The 19,246-nt window shown below is 58.7% G+C and carries 24 protein-coding genes; 14 read left to right on the forward strand and 10 right to left on the reverse strand.

Annotation, left to right across the window (positions count from 1 at the left end):
• From M5G26_RS01900 to recX, 8 genes are all read left to right on the forward strand, one after another.
• Entirely contained in the window at nt 1-441 is a 441-nt protein-coding gene (locus tag M5G26_RS01900; RefSeq protein ID WP_273914300.1) for a phage tail assembly chaperone, read from the forward strand.
• Nucleotides 442-473: 32 nt separating this feature from the next.
• Complete coding sequence (locus M5G26_RS01905; protein ID WP_273914301.1) at nt 474-1,676, forward strand: carbohydrate-binding protein CenC; 1,203 nt, start codon at nt 474-476, stop codon at nt 1,674-1,676.
• 10 nt (nt 1,677-1,686) lie between these two features.
• The gene (locus M5G26_RS01910) at nt 1,687-1,905 is read left to right on the forward strand and encodes a hypothetical protein (protein ID WP_095119244.1); all 219 of its coding nucleotides are present in this window, start codon (nt 1,687-1,689) and stop codon (nt 1,903-1,905) included.
• Nucleotides 1,906-1,941: 36 nt separating this feature from the next.
• A complete protein-coding gene (locus M5G26_RS01915; RefSeq protein ID WP_273914302.1) occupies nt 1,942-2,508 on the forward strand; it encodes a glycoside hydrolase family 19 protein in 567 nt (188 codons plus the stop codon).
• The gene (locus M5G26_RS01920; RefSeq protein ID WP_273914303.1) at nt 2,487-3,005 is read left to right on the forward strand and encodes a lysis system i-spanin subunit Rz; all 519 of its coding nucleotides are present in this window, start codon (nt 2,487-2,489) and stop codon (nt 3,003-3,005) included. Before M5G26_RS01915 ends, M5G26_RS01920 begins: the two co-directional genes overlap by 22 nt.
• Before the next feature lie 67 nt (nt 3,006-3,072).
• Nucleotides 3,073-3,573 (forward strand): CinA family protein, encoded by a 501-nt coding sequence (locus M5G26_RS01925; protein WP_273914304.1) that lies wholly within the window; start codon nt 3,073-3,075, stop codon nt 3,571-3,573.
• Between the two features lie 83 nt (nt 3,574-3,656).
• Nucleotides 3,657-4,712, forward strand: coding sequence for a recombinase RecA (gene recA, locus M5G26_RS01930; protein WP_007908746.1), 1,056 nt, complete (start codon nt 3,657-3,659; stop codon nt 4,710-4,712).
• 8 nt (nt 4,713-4,720) lie between these two features.
• Nucleotides 4,721-5,191 (forward strand): recombination regulator RecX, encoded by a 471-nt coding sequence (gene recX, locus M5G26_RS01935; protein WP_273914305.1) that lies wholly within the window; start codon nt 4,721-4,723, stop codon nt 5,189-5,191.
• Between the two features lie 54 nt (nt 5,192-5,245).
• On the opposite strand, the gene M5G26_RS01940 is transcribed toward recX, so the two are convergent.
• Nucleotides 5,246-6,364: a TIGR00730 family Rossman fold protein gene (locus M5G26_RS01940; RefSeq protein WP_273914306.1), complete on the reverse strand. Its 1,119-nt coding sequence runs from the start codon at nt 6,362-6,364 to the stop codon at nt 5,246-5,248.
• Nucleotides 6,365-6,714: 350 nt separating this feature from the next.
• Between M5G26_RS01940 and M5G26_RS01945 the strand changes: the two genes are divergently transcribed.
• Nucleotides 6,715-6,909: a hypothetical protein gene (locus M5G26_RS01945; RefSeq protein ID WP_034154934.1), complete on the forward strand. Its 195-nt coding sequence runs from the start codon at nt 6,715-6,717 to the stop codon at nt 6,907-6,909.
• On the opposite strand, the gene M5G26_RS01950 is transcribed toward M5G26_RS01945, so the two are convergent.
• Complete coding sequence (locus tag M5G26_RS01950) at nt 6,910-7,335, reverse strand: PA3611 family quorum-sensing-regulated virulence factor (protein WP_008077172.1); 426 nt, start codon at nt 7,333-7,335, stop codon at nt 6,910-6,912.
• A gap of 189 nt (nt 7,336-7,524) precedes the next feature.
• Between M5G26_RS01950 and M5G26_RS01955 the strand changes: the two genes are divergently transcribed.
• Nucleotides 7,525-8,271 carry a tRNA-uridine aminocarboxypropyltransferase gene (locus M5G26_RS01955; protein WP_273914307.1) on the forward strand — a complete coding sequence of 249 codons (747 nt, stop codon included), beginning with the start codon at nt 7,525-7,527 and terminating at the stop codon, nt 8,269-8,271.
• Between the two features lie 72 nt (nt 8,272-8,343).
• Here the strand turns inward: M5G26_RS01955 and M5G26_RS01960 are convergent, their stop codons facing one another.
• Entirely contained in the window at nt 8,344-8,502 is a 159-nt protein-coding gene (locus M5G26_RS01960; RefSeq protein WP_157786312.1) for a hypothetical protein, read from the reverse strand.
• On the opposite strand from M5G26_RS01960, the gene erdR reads away from it, so the two are divergent.
• Entirely contained in the window at nt 8,495-9,145 is a 651-nt protein-coding gene (gene erdR / locus M5G26_RS01965; protein WP_093436424.1) for a response regulator transcription factor ErdR, read from the forward strand. The genes M5G26_RS01960 and erdR overlap by 8 nt on opposite strands.
• 74 nt (nt 9,146-9,219) lie before the next feature.
• Nucleotides 9,220-9,582, forward strand: a complete 363-nt coding sequence (locus M5G26_RS01970; RefSeq protein ID WP_003222276.1) for a diacylglycerol kinase — start codon at nt 9,220-9,222, stop codon at nt 9,580-9,582.
• Here the strand turns inward: M5G26_RS01970 and M5G26_RS01975 are convergent.
• Nucleotides 9,579-10,505 (reverse strand): LysR family transcriptional regulator, encoded by a 927-nt coding sequence (locus M5G26_RS01975; protein WP_038358063.1) that lies wholly within the window; start codon nt 10,503-10,505, stop codon nt 9,579-9,581. The two genes, M5G26_RS01970 and M5G26_RS01975, sit on opposite strands and share 4 nt — an antisense overlap.
• 133 nt (nt 10,506-10,638) lie before the next feature.
• Here M5G26_RS01975 and fpr point away from each other — a divergent pair, with 133 nt between their 5' ends.
• Complete coding sequence (gene fpr, locus M5G26_RS01980) at nt 10,639-11,418, forward strand: ferredoxin-NADP reductase (protein ID WP_007908723.1); 780 nt, start codon at nt 10,639-10,641, stop codon at nt 11,416-11,418.
• A 165-nt stretch (nt 11,419-11,583) separates the two neighbouring features.
• Here the strand turns inward: fpr and tsaA are convergent, their stop codons facing one another.
• The 6 genes from tsaA to rimO all read right to left on the reverse strand — a co-directional run bounded on the left by tsaA (nt 11,584) and on the right by rimO (nt 17,047).
• Nucleotides 11,584-12,282 carry a tRNA (N6-threonylcarbamoyladenosine(37)-N6)-methyltransferase TrmO gene (gene tsaA / locus M5G26_RS01985; RefSeq protein ID WP_273914308.1) on the reverse strand — a complete coding sequence of 233 codons (699 nt, stop codon included), beginning with the start codon at nt 12,280-12,282 and terminating at the stop codon, nt 11,584-11,586.
• A 184-nt stretch (nt 12,283-12,466) separates the two neighbouring features.
• Complete coding sequence (locus M5G26_RS01990; protein ID WP_093436415.1) at nt 12,467-13,237, reverse strand: SDR family oxidoreductase; 771 nt, start codon at nt 13,235-13,237, stop codon at nt 12,467-12,469.
• 129 nt (nt 13,238-13,366) lie between these two features.
• Nucleotides 13,367-13,837 (reverse strand): DUF1456 family protein, encoded by a 471-nt coding sequence (locus M5G26_RS01995; protein ID WP_007908719.1) that lies wholly within the window; start codon nt 13,835-13,837, stop codon nt 13,367-13,369.
• Nucleotides 13,838-13,909: 72 nt separating this feature from the next.
• Nucleotides 13,910-14,620, reverse strand: a complete 711-nt coding sequence (locus M5G26_RS02000; RefSeq protein WP_077571376.1) for an rRNA pseudouridine synthase — start codon at nt 14,618-14,620, stop codon at nt 13,910-13,912.
• A gap of 156 nt (nt 14,621-14,776) precedes the next feature.
• Entirely contained in the window at nt 14,777-15,250 is a 474-nt protein-coding gene (locus M5G26_RS02005) for a GNAT family N-acetyltransferase (RefSeq protein WP_273914309.1), read from the reverse strand.
• Nucleotides 15,251-15,709: 459 nt separating this feature from the next.
• Complete coding sequence (rimO, locus tag M5G26_RS02010) at nt 15,710-17,047, reverse strand: 30S ribosomal protein S12 methylthiotransferase RimO (protein ID WP_095188906.1); 1,338 nt, start codon at nt 17,045-17,047, stop codon at nt 15,710-15,712.
• Nucleotides 17,048-17,397: 350 nt separating this feature from the next.
• Here rimO and M5G26_RS02015 point away from each other — a divergent pair, with 350 nt between their 5' ends.
• Nucleotides 17,398-19,239: a potassium transporter Kup gene (locus M5G26_RS02015; protein WP_443218371.1), complete on the forward strand. Its 1,842-nt coding sequence runs from the start codon at nt 17,398-17,400 to the stop codon at nt 19,237-19,239.
• The last annotated feature ends 7 nt before the right edge of the window (nt 19,240-19,246 follow it).

Raw genomic sequence — 19,246 nt, forward strand, 5'->3', positions numbered from 1 at the left:
ATGACGATTTACTTTTATGCACAAAGCCTGGGCTTTGATCGGGTCGACAGTGCACTTCCCGAACTGCCTGAAGGCGCGGTGGAAATCACCCAGGCGCAATACGCCGAGCTGTTTGCCGGGCAGGCAAACGGCAAAGTCATCAGTGCCAGTGCCTCTGGCCAACCTGTGCTGACCGATCCGCTCATTGCTCCTATAGAGCGTGCCAGCGATGAGCGTGCATGGCGCAACCATGTGCTTCAAAACACCCAATGGCTGGTGTTTCGCGATGCTGAAGAGCTTGAAGTTGGCGGCGGCACAACCTTGCGTACCGAGGAGTTCAAAGAGCTCCTCGCCTACCGGCAAGCATTGCGCGACTGGCCCAATCAGCCGGACTTCCCGGATGCCCGCTCGCGCCCGGTCGAACCTGACTGGCTTGAAGATTTGCTGCGGACCCATGGCTGAGCGGTTCGCCCTTCCATCAAGGATAGATATACATGGATTACCCAAAAAACGTCCCGGGCTCAGGCTTGGTCGACGGCAAGTTTGTCGATGAAGATGCCATCGCGGGAACACCGGGATCGTTGATCCCTGCGAGTTGGGGCAACAGTGTTACCCAAGAGATTCTCAGCGCGATTACCGCAGCGGGTCTGAAACCCGATGAAAACCAGACCGATCAACTGGCACAGGCGATCCGTCAATTGTCCAGGCCTGATCCGCTACAGCAGTTTCCTGTGCAGGTGTATCGCAGGAATGTGCTGATCAATGGCGGGTTCGATATCTGGCAGCGCGGCACGACCAACCAAGGGCCAAATATCGGTGGCTATGTAGCGGATCGTTTTCGCTGCGACTGGAATGGCAATGCTGCCGTGACCATCTCTCGCCAGGACTTTGCTCCGGGGCAGACAGAAGTGACAGGCGAGCCGGGTTATTTTTTACGCTGGCAGCAAACCTCAGCGGGTGTCGGCGCTACCGAGCACAAGATTTCCCAAAGCGTTGAGTCGGTCAGGACTCTGGCCGGACGAACCGCCACCGTGACCTTTTGGGCGCGCTCCGATGCCACACGCTCATTGAAAGTGACGATCGGCCAGTACTTTGGCAATGGTGGTTCGGAAGCCGTCGTCAAAGTAGTCGATGTTTTTCCATTGAGCACTGCATGGGGCAAGTACAGCGCAACCTTCCAGGTGCCATCGATCGCGGGGAAAATGCTCGGTGCCAATGATTATTTGCGCTTGGCTTTTGATTTGCCGCTCAACGTTTTGCAAACCGTCGACCTGACTCAGGTGCAATTGGAAGAGGGACCGGTTTCCACGCCATTCGAATACCGTCTTTCTGGCGAAGAATTGACGTTGTGTCAGCGTTATTTCGAAAAGTCTTTTGCCAACCGTTTACCGATTCGTGCAAACAACGGCACTGGGACCTGCATCGTCTCGTTTACTCAGGCTGCGCCTGGAAATACCGGTCAATACGGGATGGTCGTAGACATGCAGACTCAGAAAAGAGTGCAGCCTACTGTTGTCCTGTATTGCCCTGGAAATGCAAGTAATCAGATTTGGAACTATTCGCAGGGAGTGCCTTGCACAGGCACCATTGTGCAAAGTGTGACACAGCGCAGTTTCGCTATCGGCACTGTGACGCCTGTAAACAGTCAGCCCGGTAACGGATTGCAGATTGAATGGACAGCGGACGCTGAGATCTAGGAGTGAACCCATGACCTATCAACTGACCACTTGCGGAGTACTGCGCACGGAGGACTCTTCGTTTATCCCGCAGGATCCAACCAATCGCGACTGGCTTGACTATCAAGCCTGGCTGTTATCTGGCGGCCAAGTCCTGCCATTGAATGAAACCCTCGAAAACGCAGCCCCGGCCAGCTCAGTGACAAGTCTGGCAAAAAAATGGCTGGGGGCTGTTGTCCGTCAACCGTGATTCAATCGGGGCAATATCCAGGGAGGATCAAGCATTATGCAAATAACTGAAAACAACCTTATCGACATCATGCCCAACGCCCGCTCCCAAGCGGGCGTTTTTGTTTCGGCGCTCAACAGTGCCATGGAACGCCGCCATATCGATTCGCCGAAACGTATCGCGGCGTTCCTTGCGCAAGTCGGACACGAGTCGGGTCAATTGCGCTACGTGCGCGAGTTGGGCAACAACCAATACCTGAGCAAGTACGACACGGGTACGTTGGCCTTGCGTCTGGGCAACACGCCGGAGGCTGACGGCGACGGGCAAAAGTATCGAGGACGCGGGTTGATCCAGATTACTGGCCGTTCGAACTATCGCCAGTGCAGCCTCGGTCTGTTCGGCGATGAGCGTTTGCTGTCGTTGCCCGAACTCCTCGAACAACCGCAATGGGCCGCCGAGTCCGCGGCATGGTTCTGGGAGCAGAAAGGTTTGAACGCACTGGCCGACCGCGACGAGTTCAACACCATTACCCGTCGCATCAACGGCGGGTTGAACGGCTTGCAGGATCGTCTGGAAATCTGGGCGCGGGCGAGGGCGGTGCTATGCCAATCCCCTGGCGAATGATCGGCATCCTGTTGCTGGCCGCTGGTGCTTTTGCCGGGGCTTGGCAGTTTCAGGACTGGCGCTACGGGCGGCAATTGGCCGAGCAGGCACGGTTAAACGCCGAAACCCTCAATCAACTGACGCAGACCGCCGCCACCGCGCAACAGGCCGATCAGGATAAACGCCTGGCGCTGGAACAACGACTCGCCGCCAGTGAACAAACCCACTATCGAGCACTGAGCGATGCCCAACGTGATCAGGATCGCCTGCGCGATCGCCTTGCCACTGCTGATGTGCGCCTGTCAGTCCTTCTCGACGCTGGCGACGTTGCCCCAGGCTGCAACGTGCCAGCCACCGCCGGCGCCGGCAGCGTGGATCATGCAACCGTACGCGCCCGACTTGACCCGGCGCATGCTCAACGAATTGTCGCCATCACCGATACCGGCGACCGTGGACTGATCGCCTTGCAGGCGTGTCAGGCGTATGTCAGAGCGCTGGCGCCCGAACATTTTGAATGAGTCTGTGTATTGAAAGCGCAACCGGGTCGTGTACGGTGGAGGCATTCCACACGATCCGGAGCACGCCGTGAAAGAGATCACTCAACTGGCCGCCGACCTTGGCCGACGTCTGCAACTGCTCAATGCCCACGTCACCACCGCCGAGTCGTGTACCGGTGGCGGGATTGCCGAAGCCATCACACGGATTCCCGGCAGTTCGGCGTGGTTCGAGGCGGGCTACGTCACGTACTCCAATCGACAGAAAACCCAGCAATTGAATGTGCCGGGTGAATTGTTCGAGTCGGTGGGTGCGGTCAGTCGCGAAGTGGTCGAAGCGATGGTGCGTGGCGCGCAGGACAAAAGTCTGGCGCGATTTGCCGTGGCGGTCAGCGGCGTAGCGGGGCCGGACGGCGGCTCGCCGAACAAACCGGTCGGCACGGTGTGGCTGGCCTGGGGCGTTGGCGAGGCAGTGACCAGCGAGGTTCAGCACTTCTCCGGCAACCGCGATGACGTTCGCCGACAAACGGTGAAGGCCGCGCTAGAGGGGCTCCTGCGACTAGCGGCACGAGAAATCGAAAATCAGGGGTAGGCGATCCGCGAACGCTGTGGAATAATACTGGCTACTTATACAGGTGTTGGCCGTCAGGCCTTATTGATTACGTGAGGACTTTAATGGACGACAACAAGAAGAAAGCCTTGGCTGCGGCCCTGGGTCAGATCGAACGTCAATTCGGCAAGGGTGCCGTGATGCGTATGGGCGATCAAGACCGTCAGGCGATCCCGGCTATCTCGACTGGCTCTCTGGGTCTGGACATCGCGCTCGGCATTGGCGGCCTGCCAAAAGGCCGTATCGTTGAAATCTACGGTCCTGAATCCTCCGGTAAAACCACACTGACCTTGTCCGTGATCGCCCAGGCTCAAAAAGCCGGCGCGACCTGCGCATTCGTCGACGCCGAACACGCCCTCGACCCTGAGTACGCCGGCAAGCTGGGCGTCAACGTCGACGACCTGCTGGTGTCGCAGCCGGACACCGGTGAACAGGCGCTGGAAATCACCGACATGCTGGTGCGCTCCAACGCCGTTGACGTGATCATCGTCGACTCCGTGGCTGCACTGGTACCGAAGGCCGAAATCGAAGGCGAAATGGGTGACATGCACGTGGGCCTGCAAGCCCGTCTGATGTCCCAGGCGCTGCGTAAAATCACCGGTAACATCAAGAACGCCAATTGCCTGGTAATTTTCATCAACCAGATCCGTATGAAGATCGGCGTGATGTTCGGTAGCCCGGAAACCACCACCGGTGGTAACGCGCTGAAGTTCTATGCTTCGGTTCGTCTCGACATCCGCCGTACCGGCGCGGTGAAGGAAGGCGACGAAGTGGTCGGCAGCGAAACCCGCGTCAAGGTTGTGAAGAACAAGGTGGCTTCGCCGTTCCGTCAGGCCGAGTTCCAGATTCTTTACGGCAAAGGCATCTACCTCAATGGCGAGATGATCGATCTGGGTGTGCTGCACGGTTTCGTCGAGAAGTCCGGCGCCTGGTATGCCTATGAAGGCACCAAGATCGGTCAGGGCAAGGCCAACTCGGCCAAGTTCCTGGCAGACAACCCGGAAATCGCCGCGAAGCTCGAGAAGCAACTGCGTGACAAACTGCTGACTCCTGCAGTGATCGACTCCAAGGCTTCTGCAGTCAAAGAGACTGAAGACGACCTGGCCGACGCTGACATCTGATTGCAGCGATGACCACCGCCGTACTCGATACCCTCGTCGCTGTGCGGCGAACCGCCATGGACCTGCTCGCACGCCGTGAGCACGGTCGAGTCGAGCTGACGCGCAAACTGCGTCAGCGCGGCGCCGAGGCGGATATGATCGAAACAGCCCTCGACCGTTTGACGGAAGAAGGGCTGCTTTCCGAAGCCCGTTACCTTGAGAGCTTTGTTTCCTACCGCGCCCGCTCCGGCTATGGCCCTCTGCGGATTCGTGAGGAACTGAGCCAGCGCGGTTTGCAGCGCGCCGATATCGAACTCGCCCTGCGCGAAAGCGGTATCAGCTGGCAGGAGCAACTTCAGGAAACCTGGCGCCGGAAGTTCTCCGGGCATTTACCGATTGATGCGAAAGAACGGGCCAAGCAAGGCCGGTTCCTCGCGTATCGAGGGTTCTCGATGGAGATGATCAACCGCTTGTTCGGCGGTCGAGGCATGGACGATTAACCGATTCAATAAAAACGGCCCGCTATGAAAATAGCGGGCCGTTTTTTTTTGCCCTCAAATTACTTTTGAGGGTTCGCGCGAACGTTGCGCCGTTTGCGGTTTTGAATCAGCCCAGTTTTCCGGCAGGTTGATGTAATCAATCAACTCCCTCAGACGCCCGTGAGTGCGGGCATTGAAGGCGAAGGCCAGTCGCGCCAGATGACTGAACTGCGCTTCATCGTGTTCCTCGCCGGCGTAGGCGTGTTGATGAAACTGGTCACTCAGGCACAAATCGGCGAATGCTTCCTGCATGTGCGCCAACGCCTGATCGCTGAGCTTGTGATGCATGCGGATCACGAATTGGCGCTTTAGCCAGCGGCTGGAGTGGAAGTTACTGTAGAACTGGTTGATCTGCTCCACCGCTTCCTCAACGGTGTAAACCAGTCGCATCAGTTTCAGATCGGTCGGCAAGATGTAATGGTTTTCCTCCAGTTGCTGGCGGATGAAGTCCATCGCGCCTTGCCAGAATGTGCCGCCCGGCGCATCCAGAAGCACCACCGGCACCAGTGGACTTTTACCGGTCTGGATCAATGTCAGCACCTCCAGTGCCTCGTCCAGTGTGCCGAATCCGCCGGGGCACAAAACCAGTGCGTCGGCTTCTTTGACGAAAAACAGTTTTCGCGTGAAGAAGAAGTGGAATGGCAGCAGATTACCGGTGCCATCTACGGTGGGGTTGGCATGTTGTTCGAAGGGCAGGGTGATATTGAACCCGAGGCTGTGATCGCGCCCGGCGCCTTCGTGCGCGGCGGCCATGATGCCGCCCCCGGCGCCAGTGATGACCATCATCCCTGAGCGGGTCAACGCTGCGCCGAGTTCACGGGCCATCGCATACAGCGGATGTTCGACCGGCGTGCGCGCCGAGCCGAACACCGTGACTTTGCGTCGGCCCTTGAATTGCTCCAGTACCCGAAAGGCCTGCTCCAGTTCGCGCAGGGCTTGCAAGGTGATCTTGGCGTTCCAGCGGTTGTGGTCTTCCTGGGCCATGCGCAGCACGGTCAGGATCATGTCGCGGTAGATGGGGATATTCGGGCTGCTGGGGGAAACACGGTTGAGTTGTTCTTCGACCTTACTGATGAGGTCGGGACCGCTTTCCTGAAAATGACGGCTCAAGAGGTCATTCGGTTGGTAAGGCATTCAACGTCTCCTTCTGCACAGAGCGGTTGGCCCTGACGAGCGGCGTCAGTGCCGCGCTGCAAAAAACACACGATCGGCAGTTCCTTGTCTGCCGTTGAAAAATGACCGGGAATACTCTGAATCTAGACCCTTGCGCGCAATCGCGCTGACTTGATCATTGCGCCGCAACGTTTTGCCTGGCAACCGTTTATTGATTTTCCGCCGGTTCCTTCACCGCTCGTCCGAACGTGCGCCGAACAGCAAAGCCTCTGATTAACTAACTTACAGGCGCCGTACGACAACTTTGCGTCATGAGCGTACGCAAGGTGCATGCTATTCAAGGATTTGCGGGTGGCAAGGAGGCGGGACACATGGCCAGAGTGATTCTGGAGATCGATACGCAGCTGTATCGAATGTTGAAGGCATCAGCCGAGACCAATCATCTCAGTCTCGAAGAGGAGTGCTGCCGGCGCTTGGCCGGCGGCGAGCGCCGTTCGCACTATCTACAGGCCTTGCTGGCCGAACTGCGCGCCGAGGATGAACAGCGGCGCGCCAATTCGCGATGATTACTTTTTCTTCGCCGGGCCGGCTTTCGGGCAATCCGATTCCTGGTAGCTGGCGGAGCCGATCGCTTTATTGGTTTTCACTTCCGTGAAGTCGTAACGCATGATCGCGCCCTTGGCCATCAGCTTGCGGAACGATGGGTTGTTGCACACCGAGGCGCCCAGCTGGAAATACACGGCTTTAGGGTCAGCGCGCATCTTGTCAGCGTGGCTCTTTTGCACGCTCAGGTGGTTGATCAACTGAGTGCCTTCAACGGTAAAGCCCTGATCAAGAATGTCTTCACTGATGGCGCGTGGCGTGCCGACGCTGCTTTGGGCGGCGACGTTGCGCAGCTCGCGGTTCAGATTCTGCTCACTCAGGGATGCAGCCTGAGCGGTGAAGGACGACGCCAGCAGAATGGCAGCGGTGGGAACGATAAGGCGCAGCATGAAACTCTCCTGGTTCAGTGACTGGTGGTTCGACCAGCCACGTGACTGTGCGTTCAGTGGCGGCGAATTATAGGGGAGCCGGTCGGGAGGGTACAGGCTTGTGCCCGTCGCTCTGGTAAACTGCCGGCCTTTATTGCCCTGCCGAGTGTTGTTCGTGTCGAGTTTTCCTGCTTTTCGGCGTTTTCCGCGATGAACCATGCCCCTAACGCCGTCGCCCGTCTGCGCGATCAGCGCGAAGATGAAGGCATCAAGCCGATTCAGGCTCGTGGCTTTCGCTCCGAGCGTTGCCGCGACTGCCGGGTGATTATCAGCCATTGCCTGTGCGCGTGGCGGCCGAGCGTCGAAACGCGTTCCGGCGTATGCCTGATCATGACCGGCAAGGAAGTGTTCAAACCGAGCAACACCGGTTGGCTGATTGCCGATGTGGTGCGCGATAACCACGCATTCATCTGGTCGCGTACCGAGCCCGATCCGCAGATGCTGGCGCTGCTCAACGATCCCCAGTGGCAGCCGTATCTGGTGTTTCCCGGTGAATACGTGGAGCCGTCGCGAGTGACCAACACCGTCGCGATCGATAACAGCAAGCGGCCGCTGTTCATTCTGCTCGACGCCACATGGACGGAAGCACGGAAGATCTTTCGCAAGAGCCCGTATTTCGATCGTTTACCGATCTTGAGCCTGTTGCCCGACAAACTTTCGCGCTATCGCTTGCGCCGCTCGACCCGTAGCGAGCACTTGTGCACTGCCGAAGTCGCCGCGTTGTGTCTGGAACTGGCCGGTGACAGCGACGCCGCCTCTGCGCTGGACGCCTATTTCGACGTGTTCAGCCAGCATTACCTCGGCGCCAAACAGCAGGTCGACATGAATGAGTCCACTCCTGCTCACGCCGAGTTGCTGCGCTATATACGAAAGCCGCAGCCAGAGTTGGCGCAATAGTGGCCCATACTGTACGCAGCGGCGGCCGTGCTGCTTGACCACCCCGTCTTCGCTGGGCATGCTTGGCGCCGTTTAGGGTGCGGCCAAGGTTTGAAACGCCGTGTTTGCTGTTGATTGGCGTTGAACGTGCCCCTGTGGATATCGCTTGAAAGCGGCATCTTGAGTTGCTTTGGCCAGACCGGAATGCTCCGGGTCTGCCATCAAAAACAGGATCATTTGAAAAATGGCCACATACGACATCCTGATTGCCGATGATCACCCTCTGTTTCGTAGCGCCCTGCATCAAGCGGTGACGCTGGGCCTTGGCCCGGATGTGCGACTGGTGGAAGTGGCGAGCATCGCCGAACTGGAAGCGCGCCTGACCGAAAAGGCTGACTGGGATCTGGTCCTGCTGGACCTGAACATGCCCGGCGCTTTCGGGTTTTCCGGGTTGGTCATGCTTCGCGGCCAATATCCGCAGATTCCGGTGGTGATGGTTTCGGCCCAGGAAGAAGCTTCGGTGATGGTCAAATCCCGTGAGTTCGGCGCCAGTGGTTTTATTCCCAAGTCCAGCGACCTCAGCGTGATTCAGGAAGCCGTGCGCAAAGTGCTTGATGGCGATGTGTTCTGGCCCCCGCAGGCGTTCGAAGCCGTTGCCGTTTCCGACGAAGCCAAAGCTGCCAGCGATGGCCTTGCCAGCCTGACGCCGCAGCAGTTCCGCGTGTTGACCATGGTCTGCGAAGGCCTGCTGAACAAACAGATTGCCTATGAGCTGAGCGTGTCGGAAGCGACCATCAAGGCCCACGTCACGGCGATCTTTCGCAAGCTGAATGTGCGCACCCGTACGCAAGCGGCTTTACTGCTGCAACAACTTGAGTCAATTCCGAGCCAATAATGGCTGGCGTCTTCACGCTTTTTTGACTTTTGTTGATCTAGTTTTCCCACTCCTTTTTGGTTGGTTTCTACTTTATGTCACCTTTCAAGGGCCAGACCGGCCTGAAACGCATCCTCAATGCCTCCGGTTACTCGCTGGACGGTCTGCGCGCAGCCTTCACCGGTGAGGCGGCATTCCGTCAACTGGTGCTGCTCAATGTCGTGCTGATTCCGCTGACGTTTTTCCTGAATGTCAGCCGTGTCGAACAGGCTTTGCTGATTGCCGTGTGCCTGTTGGCACTGATCGTCGAGTTGCTGAACTCGGCTGTGGAAGCGGCCATCGACCGCATTTCGCTGGAGCTGCACCCGCTGTCGAAGAACGCCAAGGACATGGGCAGCGCCGCTCAGTTCGTGGCATTGAGCATGATCGCGCTGGTGTGGGCAGTGATTCTGCTTTAAGCGATTGTCGGCAAAACGATCTCGTCGCTGCGCTGCACCCCGGCGGTGAAAGCGCGGCACAGATCGAGAAATTCGCGCATCGCCGAAGTCTGGTATTTCTGCTTGTGCCAGATGAAGTAGAACTGTCGCGCCAGGTCCAGATCCGGCGTCTCCACCGGCACCAGACTGCCGCGTCGGAACGCGTCCCGCAGCGCCAGCCGCGAGATGCAGCCAATCCCCAGTCCTGATTCCACTGCGCGTTTGATCGCTTCAGTGTGCTCAAGCTCCAGACGAATGTTCAGTGCACTGCGATGGTGGCGCATGGCCTGATCGAAGGTCAGGCGTGTGCCGGAACCCTGCTCACGCAGAATCCACGCTTCATGAGTCAGCTCTTCCATGGTCGCGCTGCCGCGTTGCGCCAGCGGATGCTGCGGCGCGCAGAACACCACCAGCTCATCCTCGACCCAGCTCTGCACTTCGATGTCCGGGTGGCTGCAATCACCCTCGATTAGACCCAGATCAATTTCGTAATGGGCGACTTGTTGCACGATATTGGCAGTGTTCTGTACGTGCAGCTTCACCTGGCTTTCCGGGTGGCGCTGCATGAAGCTGCCGATCAGCAGAGTCGCCAGATAATTGCCGATGGTCAGCGTCGCGCCCACCGACAGTGAGCCGAAACCGGATTTGCCGTTGAGCAGGTCTTCGATTTCCTTGGCCTGATCGAGCAGCGCCACCGCCTGCGGCAACAGCTGTTTGCCGAGGGCGTTGAGGCTCAGCCGTTTGCCGGCGCGATCGAACAGCTGGCAGCTGGATTGGCGCTCGAGCTCGGTGATCGAGGTGCTGGCGGCCGATTGCGAGAGGTTGAGCAGACCCGCAGCACGGGATACGCTTTCCTGCTGGGCGACAGCGACGAAGACTTGCAGTTGACGGAGAGTAAATCGCATATCGATATAACCGATAACCCTTATCTTAATAATCCAGTTAACAGATATTGTCGTCGCTATTAGAATGCGATGCAATTGCGCACCGTCGCCTTCAAAAGCCAGCGCAGACCCAATCTCCAGGAGTCAAACGTACATGAGCAACATGAACCACGAGCGTGTCCTCAGTGTTCATCACTGGAACGACACTCTGTTCAGCTTCAAGTGCACCCGCGATCCGGGCCTGCGCTTCGAGAACGGTCAGTTCGTGATGATCGGCCTGCAACAGCCCAACGGCCGCCCGCTTATGCGCGCTTACTCGATCGCCAGCCCGAACTGGGAAGAGCATCTGGAATTCTTCAGCATCAAGGTGCAGGACGGCCCGCTGACCTCGCAGCTGCAGCACTTGAAGGAAGGCGACGAGATCATCATCTCGAAAAAGCCTACCGGCACCCTGGTTCTGGATGACCTGAACCCGGGCAAGCACCTGTATCTGCTGAGCACCGGTACCGGTCTGGCGCCGTTCATGAGCGTGATTCAGGACCCGGAAACCTACGAGCGCTTTGAGAAAGTGATCCTGGTTCACGGTGTGCGTTACGTCAACGAAGTCGCCTACCGCGAATTCATCACCGAGCACCTGCCGCAGAACGAGTTCTTCGGCGAAGCGCTGCGTGACAAGCTGATCTACTACCCGACCGTGACCCGCGAGCCTTTCGAGAATCAGGGCCGCCTGACCGACCTGATGCGCAGCGGCAAGCTGTTCAGCGACATCGGCCTGCCACCGATCAACCCGCAGGACGACCGCGCGATGATCTGCGGCAGCCCGAGCATGCTCGACGAGACCAGCGAAGTGCTTGATAGCTTCGGCCTGAAGATCTCGGCGCGGATGCGCGAGCCGGGTGATTACCTGATCGAGCGTGCGTTCGTCGAGAAGTAAGCCCCACTGAAAAAGCCCCCATTGCCTGAATTGGCAATGGGGGCTTTTTTATGCCCGCGACATTCACCTGTAGGAGCCGCCGAAGGCTGCGATCTTTTGATCTTGCTTTTGAAGAGCAAAATCAAAAGATCGCAGCCTGCGGCAGCTCCTACATTGGGCGCGGTTTCAGACCATGGCTGGAATGACTTCCAGCACGCGGATCTGCTCAGGCGTCGGGTAATGCCAGCGCACATCCAGATCCCAGAATTGCGCGCCGTATTCGCGCTCAGGCGCCGGGGTTTGATACGCCGGACGCGGATCCTGCGCCAGGCACTGTTCAATCAGCTCAACCAACGGCTCGTCGAGGCGCTGAGCGTGTGTGTGCGCTTGTTTCAGCGCCGAGTCTGTCCACTGCACATCAATCAACTGCGGCGCGGCGCTGGCGATACTGTTGGAGGCCTCGGGAATGATGTCCGCGTAAGGCACGTAGGGTTTGATGTCGAGAACCGGTGTGCCGTCGAGCAAGTCGATCCCGGAGATAAACAACCGGTTGGCTTCGACTTTGTCCAGTTTCACCACGGATTGGCCGATGCCGTTTGGCCGGTGTGTGGCGCGTGTGGCGAACACGCCCATGGACTTGTTGCCACCCAGCCGCGGTGGACGCACTTTCAGCCGTGGTTTGTCTTCGAGTGCCTGATGGAACAGGAAAAGCAGCCAGACATGACTGACCTGTTCCAGGCCCTGCACCGCGTCACCCTGATCGAACGGTGCCACCAGTTCCAGCACGCCACGGGCGGCGGGGGCCAGTTGCGGTTGGCGGGGGATGGCGAATTTCTCCTTGAAGCAGGAGCGCACGAAGCCGATGGGGGAGACGCTGTAAGTCATGGTTTGCATTCGAAGCGGGGCAGGGCGGGCATGATAACCCGTCCCGTCTCAAGTCTGGCGGTGGTCGGGCGGACGCCATCGCTGGCAAGCCAGCTCCCACAGGTTTTGGTGCCTTACACAAATCGTGCGGACACTCGAGAACCCTGTGGGAGCTGGCTTGCCAGCGATGGTCGCGCTGCCGATATCAGAGGCTAAACCCGCCATCAAGAGGAATAATATTCCCGGTCATGTAAGCCCCGGCGGTGCTGGCAAGACTGATCGCCAACGCCGCCATTTCTTCCTCGCGCCCCCAGCGCTTCATCGGAATCAACGCCGTATCCTCAGCCAACGCCTGCTGATCATTGCCAATATGCTGCGTCATCTTGCTCGGAAAACGCCCCGGTGCGATCACGTTGACGTTGATGTGCTGGCTCACCAGCTCCCGAGCCAGAATTCGCGATAACTGATGCAAGGCCGCTTTACTCGGCCCATAGGCATACGCCTGCTCACCAAACGAAGAAATTCCTGCCACCGAACCAATATTGATAATCCGCGCCGGATTCGCCGCCGACCCGGCCTTGCGCAACAACGGCAGAAACTGCTGGATGCAGCTGAACACTGAGGTCACGTTGAGCTGCATGACCTTTTCCCAGCCCTTGACCGGGTAGCTCTCCAGCGGCGCGCCCCAGGTGGTGCCGGCGTTGTTCACCAGAATATCCAGATGCGTGATCTGCTCGCCCAAGCGCGCGGCCAGTTCCTGCACGCCTTCTTCCGTCGCCAGATTCGCCGCCACGCCGTGGCATTTGCCCAAAGCGCTGAGTTCTTCAGCCGTTTGATGGCAGGCTTCGGCATCGCGCGAGCAGACATAGACACGGGCACCAGCCTCGACAAAGGCTTTGGCGATCATTTTGCCGATACCACGGGTGCCGCCGGTCACCAGAGCGGTGCGGCCTTGCAGGGAGAAATACGGGTGCATGGCGAGTCCTGAGTGCTAGGGATCAATACACCCTAGTCGTCAGCCGCGAAAAGCGGAGCCACTATTTTCAGAGGGAATGAGCGGTCATGCGTTGCGGCGGCGACCATCAGTCGCCACCGCACAAAGGCATCAGGCCGGGCGAACGCGCAGGGTCAGACCCTTGAGGAAGTTGCGCAGCAACTGGTCGCCGCACGGGCGGTAGTTGGTGTGGCCGACCTTGCGGAACAGCGCACTCAGCTCAGGCTTGGACACCGGGAACTCGGCGGCTTTGAGGATCGCGTGCATATCGTCTTCTTTCAGTTCGAAGGCCACGCGCAGCTTTTTCAGGATGATGTTGTTGGTCACCGGCACTTCGATCGGCTGCGGCGGACGGCTTTCGTCCTTGCCACGCTTGAAGATCACCAGACCGTCGAGGAAGTGCGCGATGACTTCGTCCGGGCAGCGCACGAAACCTTCTTCGTCTTCTTCTTTCTTGTCGAGCCAGGTCACTACATCGGCGAGCGCTACTTCCATGCCGCCAAGTTTGATGATCTCGACAACCTTCTTGTCGCTGATGTCGAGCATGTAGCGCACGCTGCGCAATACGTCGTTATGAATCATGTGAGTAATCCTGATAAGCGTTGTGGGCAGCACGCAGGCGCGCTGCCGGAATGTGTGGCGGCAGTGGAAGCCTTAGAACTTCTCTTTGCCGGACAGGTAGCGCCATTGGCCGACCGGAACCTTGCCGATCGAGACGCCGCCGATGCGGATGCGGCGAATGCCGATGACCTTCAGGCCGACCGCTTCGCAGAACTGGGCGATGATCCCCGGCTGCGGGTTTTTCATGGCGAAGCGCAGACGGTTTTCGTTCTGCCAGCTGGCCTTGACCGGCGGCAGCTCCTTGCCCTTGTGGGTCAGGCCATGCTGCAAACGGTTGAGGCCGTGGGCGACCATGTCACCTTCGACTTCTACGATGTATTCCTGCTCGATCTTGGCGGCGTCGGCGGTGAGCTTGCGGAGGATTTTCCAGTCCTGAGTGAACACCAGCAGGCCGCTAGCCTTGGCTTGCAGGTCGGCGCTGGCGGTCAGGCGCAGGAAGTGCCCGCGCAACGGGCGCTTGCTGAAGCGGTGTTCTTCGCTGAGGGTTTCGGCGCTCAGCGATTGCATGGCGGTCTCGACATCCATGCCAGCCGGCGCGTTGAGCAGTATGGTCACCGGCTCCGGCGCAGTGGCCTTGGCGTCCTTGTCGAGCTCGACCTTCTGGTCGCCGACCTTGAATTGCGGCTCGTCAATCACTTCGCCGTCCACGGTGACCCAGCCGCCCTCAATGAACAGCTCGGCCTCCCGGCGGGAGCAACCGACCAGTTCGATGAGGCGTTTGGAGAGGCGAATCGGGTCAGTCATGACAGGGCCGTAACAAAAAAGGGGTGGGCATTGTACCTGTGTGGCGCCGGTTAAGCCCGGTTCCATTTGTAGGAGCTGCCGAAGGCTGCGATCTTTTGATCTTTAAAAAGCAAAGATCGCAGCCTTCGGCAGCTCCTACAAGGGTACGGTGGTGTGTCAGGCGTGGCTGGAGCGCTGCTGGTTCTGGCGCAAACGCATGTGCAACAACGGATACGGCTGGCCCATGCCATCCACCTCCGAGCGGCCGATCACTTCGAAACCCTGCTTGAAGTAGAACCCCAGCGCCTGTGGGTTCTGTTCGTTGACGTCGAGTTCATCGGCATTCAAATGTTGCAGGGCGTAATTCAGGAGTTTCTTGCCCAGTCCCTGGCCGCGATGGGCGGGGTCGATGAACAGCATTTCAATCTTGCCCGCCGCGACACCGGCAAACCCGGTGATGCGCTGATTGGCGTCTTTGGTGCAGATCAGCATCACTGCATCGAGATAGCGGGTGAGCACCAGATTGCGCAGCAGCTCGATATAGCTGTCCGGCAGAAAATCATGTGTCGCGCGAACCGAGGCCTCCCAGACCCGGGTCAGTTCCTGGTAATCGCTGAGTTTCGGCGTGTGGATGACCGAATGGTGACGCATGCCCGTCTGCCTCTTGTCCGTTTCAAGGGAGTCCGTCCCCCGCTAAACGATAGCCGTAAAAAAGCCCCGCATCTCGTAAAAAGAGTGGGGCTTTTTGTATTTGCTGCGGTGTCTGGCTGGATACTTCTGTCGCCAGCAAGATCTCTCCCCCTCACCCCAACCCTCTCCCCCAAGGGGGCGAGGGGGAAGGGAGCTGATCTTCATGCTGTTCAAAACCTGAGTTCGACTCGATATTTCAAGTCGCCGTCATTCTGAAGAGCACCTCGATCAGTCCCCTCTCCCCCAGAGAGGGCGAGGGGGAAGGGAGCTGAACTTCGTGCTTTTCAAACCTGAGTTCGACCGGATAGCTCAGGTCGATGTACCTCGAAAGAACAACACGGTCAGCTCCCTCTCCCTCTGGGAGAGGGCTGGGCGGGCGGCGTTCCGATGAGGGGCTTTTGATCTTCAGATCAGATCAGATCAGATCTGCTCAGCCCACAGATCATATTCGTCAGCGTCAGTCACTTTGCACCAGACCTTATCGCCCGGCTTCAAATTGCTGCCGTTATCAATAAACACGTTGCCATCGATTTCCGGGGCATCGAAGAAGCAGCGGCCAACCGCGCCTTGCTCGTCGACTTCGTCCACCAGCACTTCGATTTCACGGCCGATACGCATTTGCAGGCGCGCCGAGCTGATCGCTTGCTGGTGCGCCATGAAGCGATCCCAACGATCCTGCTTGACGTCGTCCGGTACGATCTCCAGATCCAGATCATTGGCTGGCGCGCCGTCTACCGGCGAGTACTGGAAACAGCCGACGCGGTCGAGCTGGGCTTCGGTCAGCCAGTTGAGCAGGTACTGGAAATCTTCTTCGGTTTCGCCCGGGAAGCCGACGATGAAAGTCGAACGGATGATCAGGTCCGGGCAGATTTCGCGCCAGTTCTTGATGCGCGCCAAGGTCTTGTCTTCGAAAGCCGGGCGTTTCATCGACTTCAGCACTTTCGGGCTGGCGTGCTGGAACGGGATGTCCAGGTACGGCAGGATCTTGCCGGCGGCCATCAGCGGGATCAGCTCGTCAACGTGCGGGTATGGGTAAACGTAGTGCAGACGGACCCAGACGCCGAGGGTGCTCAGCGCTTCGCAGAGTTCGGTCATGCGGGTTTTCACCGGCGCGCCGTTCCAGAAACCGGTGCGGTATTTCACGTCGACGCCGTAGGCGCTGGTGTCTTGCGAAATGACCAGCAACTCTTTAACGCCGGATTTGACCAGGCGCTGAGCTTCGTCCAACACATCACCGACCGGACGGCTGACCAGTTTGCCGCGCATCGACGGGATGATGCAGAAGGAGCAGCTGTGGTTGCAGCCTTCGGAAATCTTCAGGTAGGCGTAGTGGCGTGGGGTCAGCTTGATGCCTTGCGGCGGCACCAGGTCGATCAGCGGGTTGTGATCCTGACGCGGCGGCACCACTTCGTGCACGGCGTTGACCACTTGCTCGTACTGCTGCGGACCGGTCACGGCCAGCACGCTCGGGTGCACGTTGCGGATGTTGCCTTCTTCCACGCCCATGCAACCGGTGACGATCACCTTGCCGTTTTCCTTGATCGCTTCGCCGATCACTTCCAGCGACTCAGCCTTGGCCGAATCGATGAAACCGCAGGTGTTGACGACTACAACGTCGGCGTCCTGATAGGTGGACACCACGTCATAGCCTTCCATGCGCAGCTGGGTCAGGATGCGCTCGGAGTCGACCAGTGCTTTCGGGCAACCCAGAGATACAAAGCCAACCTTTGGATTGGCCGGCGCAGGAGTGGTGGACATGTCTAACCTCGGTATTTTGTGACATCGCTTTCTTGGTGCGAAAGCCGACGGACGGGCGCTTAGGGCGCGCCTCTGATCAAAAAGTGCGCAATTCTAGCGGCGGGCAACGCACTTGACCAGCTTTATGCAGGGAAATACGACGAGTGCTGCGCTATGCTTCGCGCCGTTGAGCTTTACCAATTTTTTACAGTCAACAAAACGTCTGTAACAACAGGTAAAACAGCGCATGCTGCACCACAAAGCATAGTGCTTCATTCAAAGAAGCCGGTTCTGAGAAGTAGGAGTGTTGGATGGGTCAGGCAAGTAGTCATGCGGCAGGCGCCGAGGGTTCGGCCACCAAACCGCTGAGCATGCTGGTCGCGGCAGTCGGGGTGGTTTACGGCGACATCGGCACAAGCCCGTTGTACACCCTCAAAGAAGTTTTCGCTGGTCACTATGGGGTGCCGGTTAACCACGACGGAGTTTTCGGGATTCTGTCGTTGATTTTCTGGTCGCTGATTTGGGTGGTCACGATCAAGTACGTGTTGTTCGTACTGCGCGCTGACAACCAGGGGGAAGGGGGGATCATGGCGCTGACCGCTCTGGCGCGACGTGCATCCGGCCGCTACCCGAAACTGCAGGCGGTGCTGGTGATTCTGGGGCTGATCGGTGCCGCGCTGTTTTACGGCGACAGCATGATCACGCCGGCCATCTCCGTATTGTCGGCGGTTGAGGGTCTGGAGCTGGCTTTCGACGGGCTTGAACGTTGGGTGGTGCCACTGTCGTTGATCGTACTGGTGGCCTTGTTCCTGATTCAGAAACACGGCACCGATCGCATCGGCAAGATGTTTGGCCCGGTAATGGTGGCGTGGTTTCTGGTGCTGGGCACTCTGGGTGTCAACGGTATCGTCAAACACCCTGAAGTGCTGAGCGCGTTGAACCCGATATGGGGCGTGCGTTTCTTCATCGTACATCCTGGCATGGGCGTAGCGATCCTCGGTGCGGTGGTGCTGGCGCTGACCGGTGCCGAAGCGCTGTATGCCGACATGGGCCACTTCGGCCGCAAGCCTATCGCCCGCGCCTGGTTGGTTCTGGTGCTTCCGGCCCTGGTGCTGAATTACTTCGGTCAGGGCGCGTTGCTGCTGGAAAACCCGGAAGCGGCGCGTAACCCGTTTTACCTGCTGGCGCCGAGCTGGGCACTGGTGCCACTGGTGGTACTGGCGACCCTGGCCACGGTCATTGCTTCGCAGGCGGTGATTTCCGGCGCGTTCTCGTTGACCCGTCAGGCGATCCAGCTTGGCTACATTCCGCGCATGCACATACAGCACACTTCCAGTGCCGAACAGGGCCAGATTTACATCGGTGCGGTGAACTGGGCGCTGATGGTCGGCGTGATCCTGTTGGTCATTGGCTTCGAATCCTCGGGAGCGCTGGCGTCGGCTTACGGTGTGGCGGTGACCGGCACGATGCTGATCACCAGCATATTGGTGTCGGCAGTGATTCTGCTGTTGTGGAAATGGCCGCCGCTGTTGGCGGTGCCTATTCTGATTGGCTTCCTGCTGGTCGATGGCCTGTTCTTCGCGGCCAACGTGCCGAAGATCATTCAGGGCGGTGCATTCCCGGTACTGGCGGGGATTGTGCTGTTCATCCTGATGACCACCTGGAAACGCGGCAAGGAGCTGCTGGTCGATCGTCTCGACGAAGGCGCACTGCCGCTGCCGATCTTTATCAGCAGCATCCGCGTGCAACCACCGCATCGCGTGCAGGGCACCGCGGTGTTCCTCACCGCGCGCTCCGACGCCGTGCCGCACGCCTTGTTGCACAACCTGCTGCACAACCAGGTGCTGCACGAGCAAGTGGTGTTGCTGACCGTGGTCTACGAAGACATCCCGCGTGTGCCGCCATCGCGGCGCTTCGAAGTCGAAGCGCACGGCGAGGGCTTCTTCCGGGTGATCCTGCACTTCGGCTTCACCGACGAGCCGGACGTGCCGCAAGCGCTGAAGCTGTGTCATCTGGATGATCTGGATTTCAGCCCGATGCGCACGACTTACTTCCTCAGCCGCGAAACGGTGATTGCCTCGAAACTGGAAGGCATGGCGCGTTGGCGTGAGGCGCTGTTTGCGTTCATGTTGAAGAATGCCAATGGGAATTTGCGGTTCTTCAATCTGCCGCTGAACCGGGTGATTGAGCTCGGCACGCAGGTAGAAATGTAAGCCTGGC

This window comes from Pseudomonas sp. TNT2022 ID642 (assembly GCF_028656995.1).
GTDB lineage: Bacteria > Pseudomonadota > Gammaproteobacteria > Pseudomonadales > Pseudomonadaceae > Aquipseudomonas.

Excerpts from the sequence above, each read along its gene's own strand:
- M5G26_RS01945 (WP_034154934.1), top strand. The coding sequence starts at position 6,715 with ATGGCCAGAGTGATTCTGGAGATCGATACGCAGCTGTATCGAATGTTG.
- fpr (WP_007908723.1), top strand. The coding sequence starts at position 10,639 with ATGAGCAACATGAACCACGAGCGTGTCCTCAGTGTTCATCACTGGAAC.
- tsaA (WP_273914308.1), bottom strand. The coding sequence starts at position 12,282 with ATGACTTACAGCGTCTCCCCCATCGGCTTCGTGCGCTCCTGCTTCAAG.
- M5G26_RS01950 (WP_008077172.1), bottom strand. The coding sequence starts at position 7,335 with ATGCTGCGCCTTATCGTTCCCACCGCTGCCATTCTGCTGGCGTCGTCC.
- M5G26_RS02015 (WP_443218371.1), top strand. The coding sequence starts at position 17,398 with ATGCTGGTCGCGGCAGTCGGGGTGGTTTACGGCGACATCGGCACAAGC.
- M5G26_RS01990 (WP_093436415.1), bottom strand. The coding sequence starts at position 13,237 with ATGCACCCGTATTTCTCCCTGCAAGGCCGCACCGCTCTGGTGACCGGC.
- rimO (WP_095188906.1), bottom strand. The coding sequence starts at position 17,047 with ATGTCCACCACTCCTGCGCCGGCCAATCCAAAGGTTGGCTTTGTATCT.
- M5G26_RS01900 (WP_273914300.1), top strand. The coding sequence starts at position 1 with ATGACGATTTACTTTTATGCACAAAGCCTGGGCTTTGATCGGGTCGAC.
- M5G26_RS01940 (WP_273914306.1), bottom strand. The coding sequence starts at position 6,364 with ATGCCTTACCAACCGAATGACCTCTTGAGCCGTCATTTTCAGGAAAGC.
- M5G26_RS01995 (WP_007908719.1), bottom strand. The coding sequence starts at position 13,837 with ATGATTCATAACGACGTATTGCGCAGCGTGCGCTACATGCTCGACATC.
- M5G26_RS01920 (WP_273914303.1), top strand. The coding sequence starts at position 2,487 with ATGCCAATCCCCTGGCGAATGATCGGCATCCTGTTGCTGGCCGCTGGT.
- recX (WP_273914305.1), top strand. The coding sequence starts at position 4,721 with ATGACCACCGCCGTACTCGATACCCTCGTCGCTGTGCGGCGAACCGCC.
- M5G26_RS01910 (WP_095119244.1), top strand. The coding sequence starts at position 1,687 with ATGACCTATCAACTGACCACTTGCGGAGTACTGCGCACGGAGGACTCT.
- erdR (WP_093436424.1), top strand. The coding sequence starts at position 8,495 with ATGGCCACATACGACATCCTGATTGCCGATGATCACCCTCTGTTTCGT.
- recA (WP_007908746.1), top strand. The coding sequence starts at position 3,657 with ATGGACGACAACAAGAAGAAAGCCTTGGCTGCGGCCCTGGGTCAGATC.
- M5G26_RS01955 (WP_273914307.1), top strand. The coding sequence starts at position 7,525 with ATGAACCATGCCCCTAACGCCGTCGCCCGTCTGCGCGATCAGCGCGAA.
- M5G26_RS01905 (WP_273914301.1), top strand. The coding sequence starts at position 474 with ATGGATTACCCAAAAAACGTCCCGGGCTCAGGCTTGGTCGACGGCAAG.
- M5G26_RS02000 (WP_077571376.1), bottom strand. The coding sequence starts at position 14,620 with ATGACTGACCCGATTCGCCTCTCCAAACGCCTCATCGAACTGGTCGGT.
- M5G26_RS01915 (WP_273914302.1), top strand. The coding sequence starts at position 1,942 with ATGCAAATAACTGAAAACAACCTTATCGACATCATGCCCAACGCCCGC.
- M5G26_RS01975 (WP_038358063.1), bottom strand. The coding sequence starts at position 10,505 with ATGCGATTTACTCTCCGTCAACTGCAAGTCTTCGTCGCTGTCGCCCAG.
- M5G26_RS01970 (WP_003222276.1), top strand. The coding sequence starts at position 9,220 with ATGTCACCTTTCAAGGGCCAGACCGGCCTGAAACGCATCCTCAATGCC.
- M5G26_RS02005 (WP_273914309.1), bottom strand. The coding sequence starts at position 15,250 with ATGCGTCACCATTCGGTCATCCACACGCCGAAACTCAGCGATTACCAG.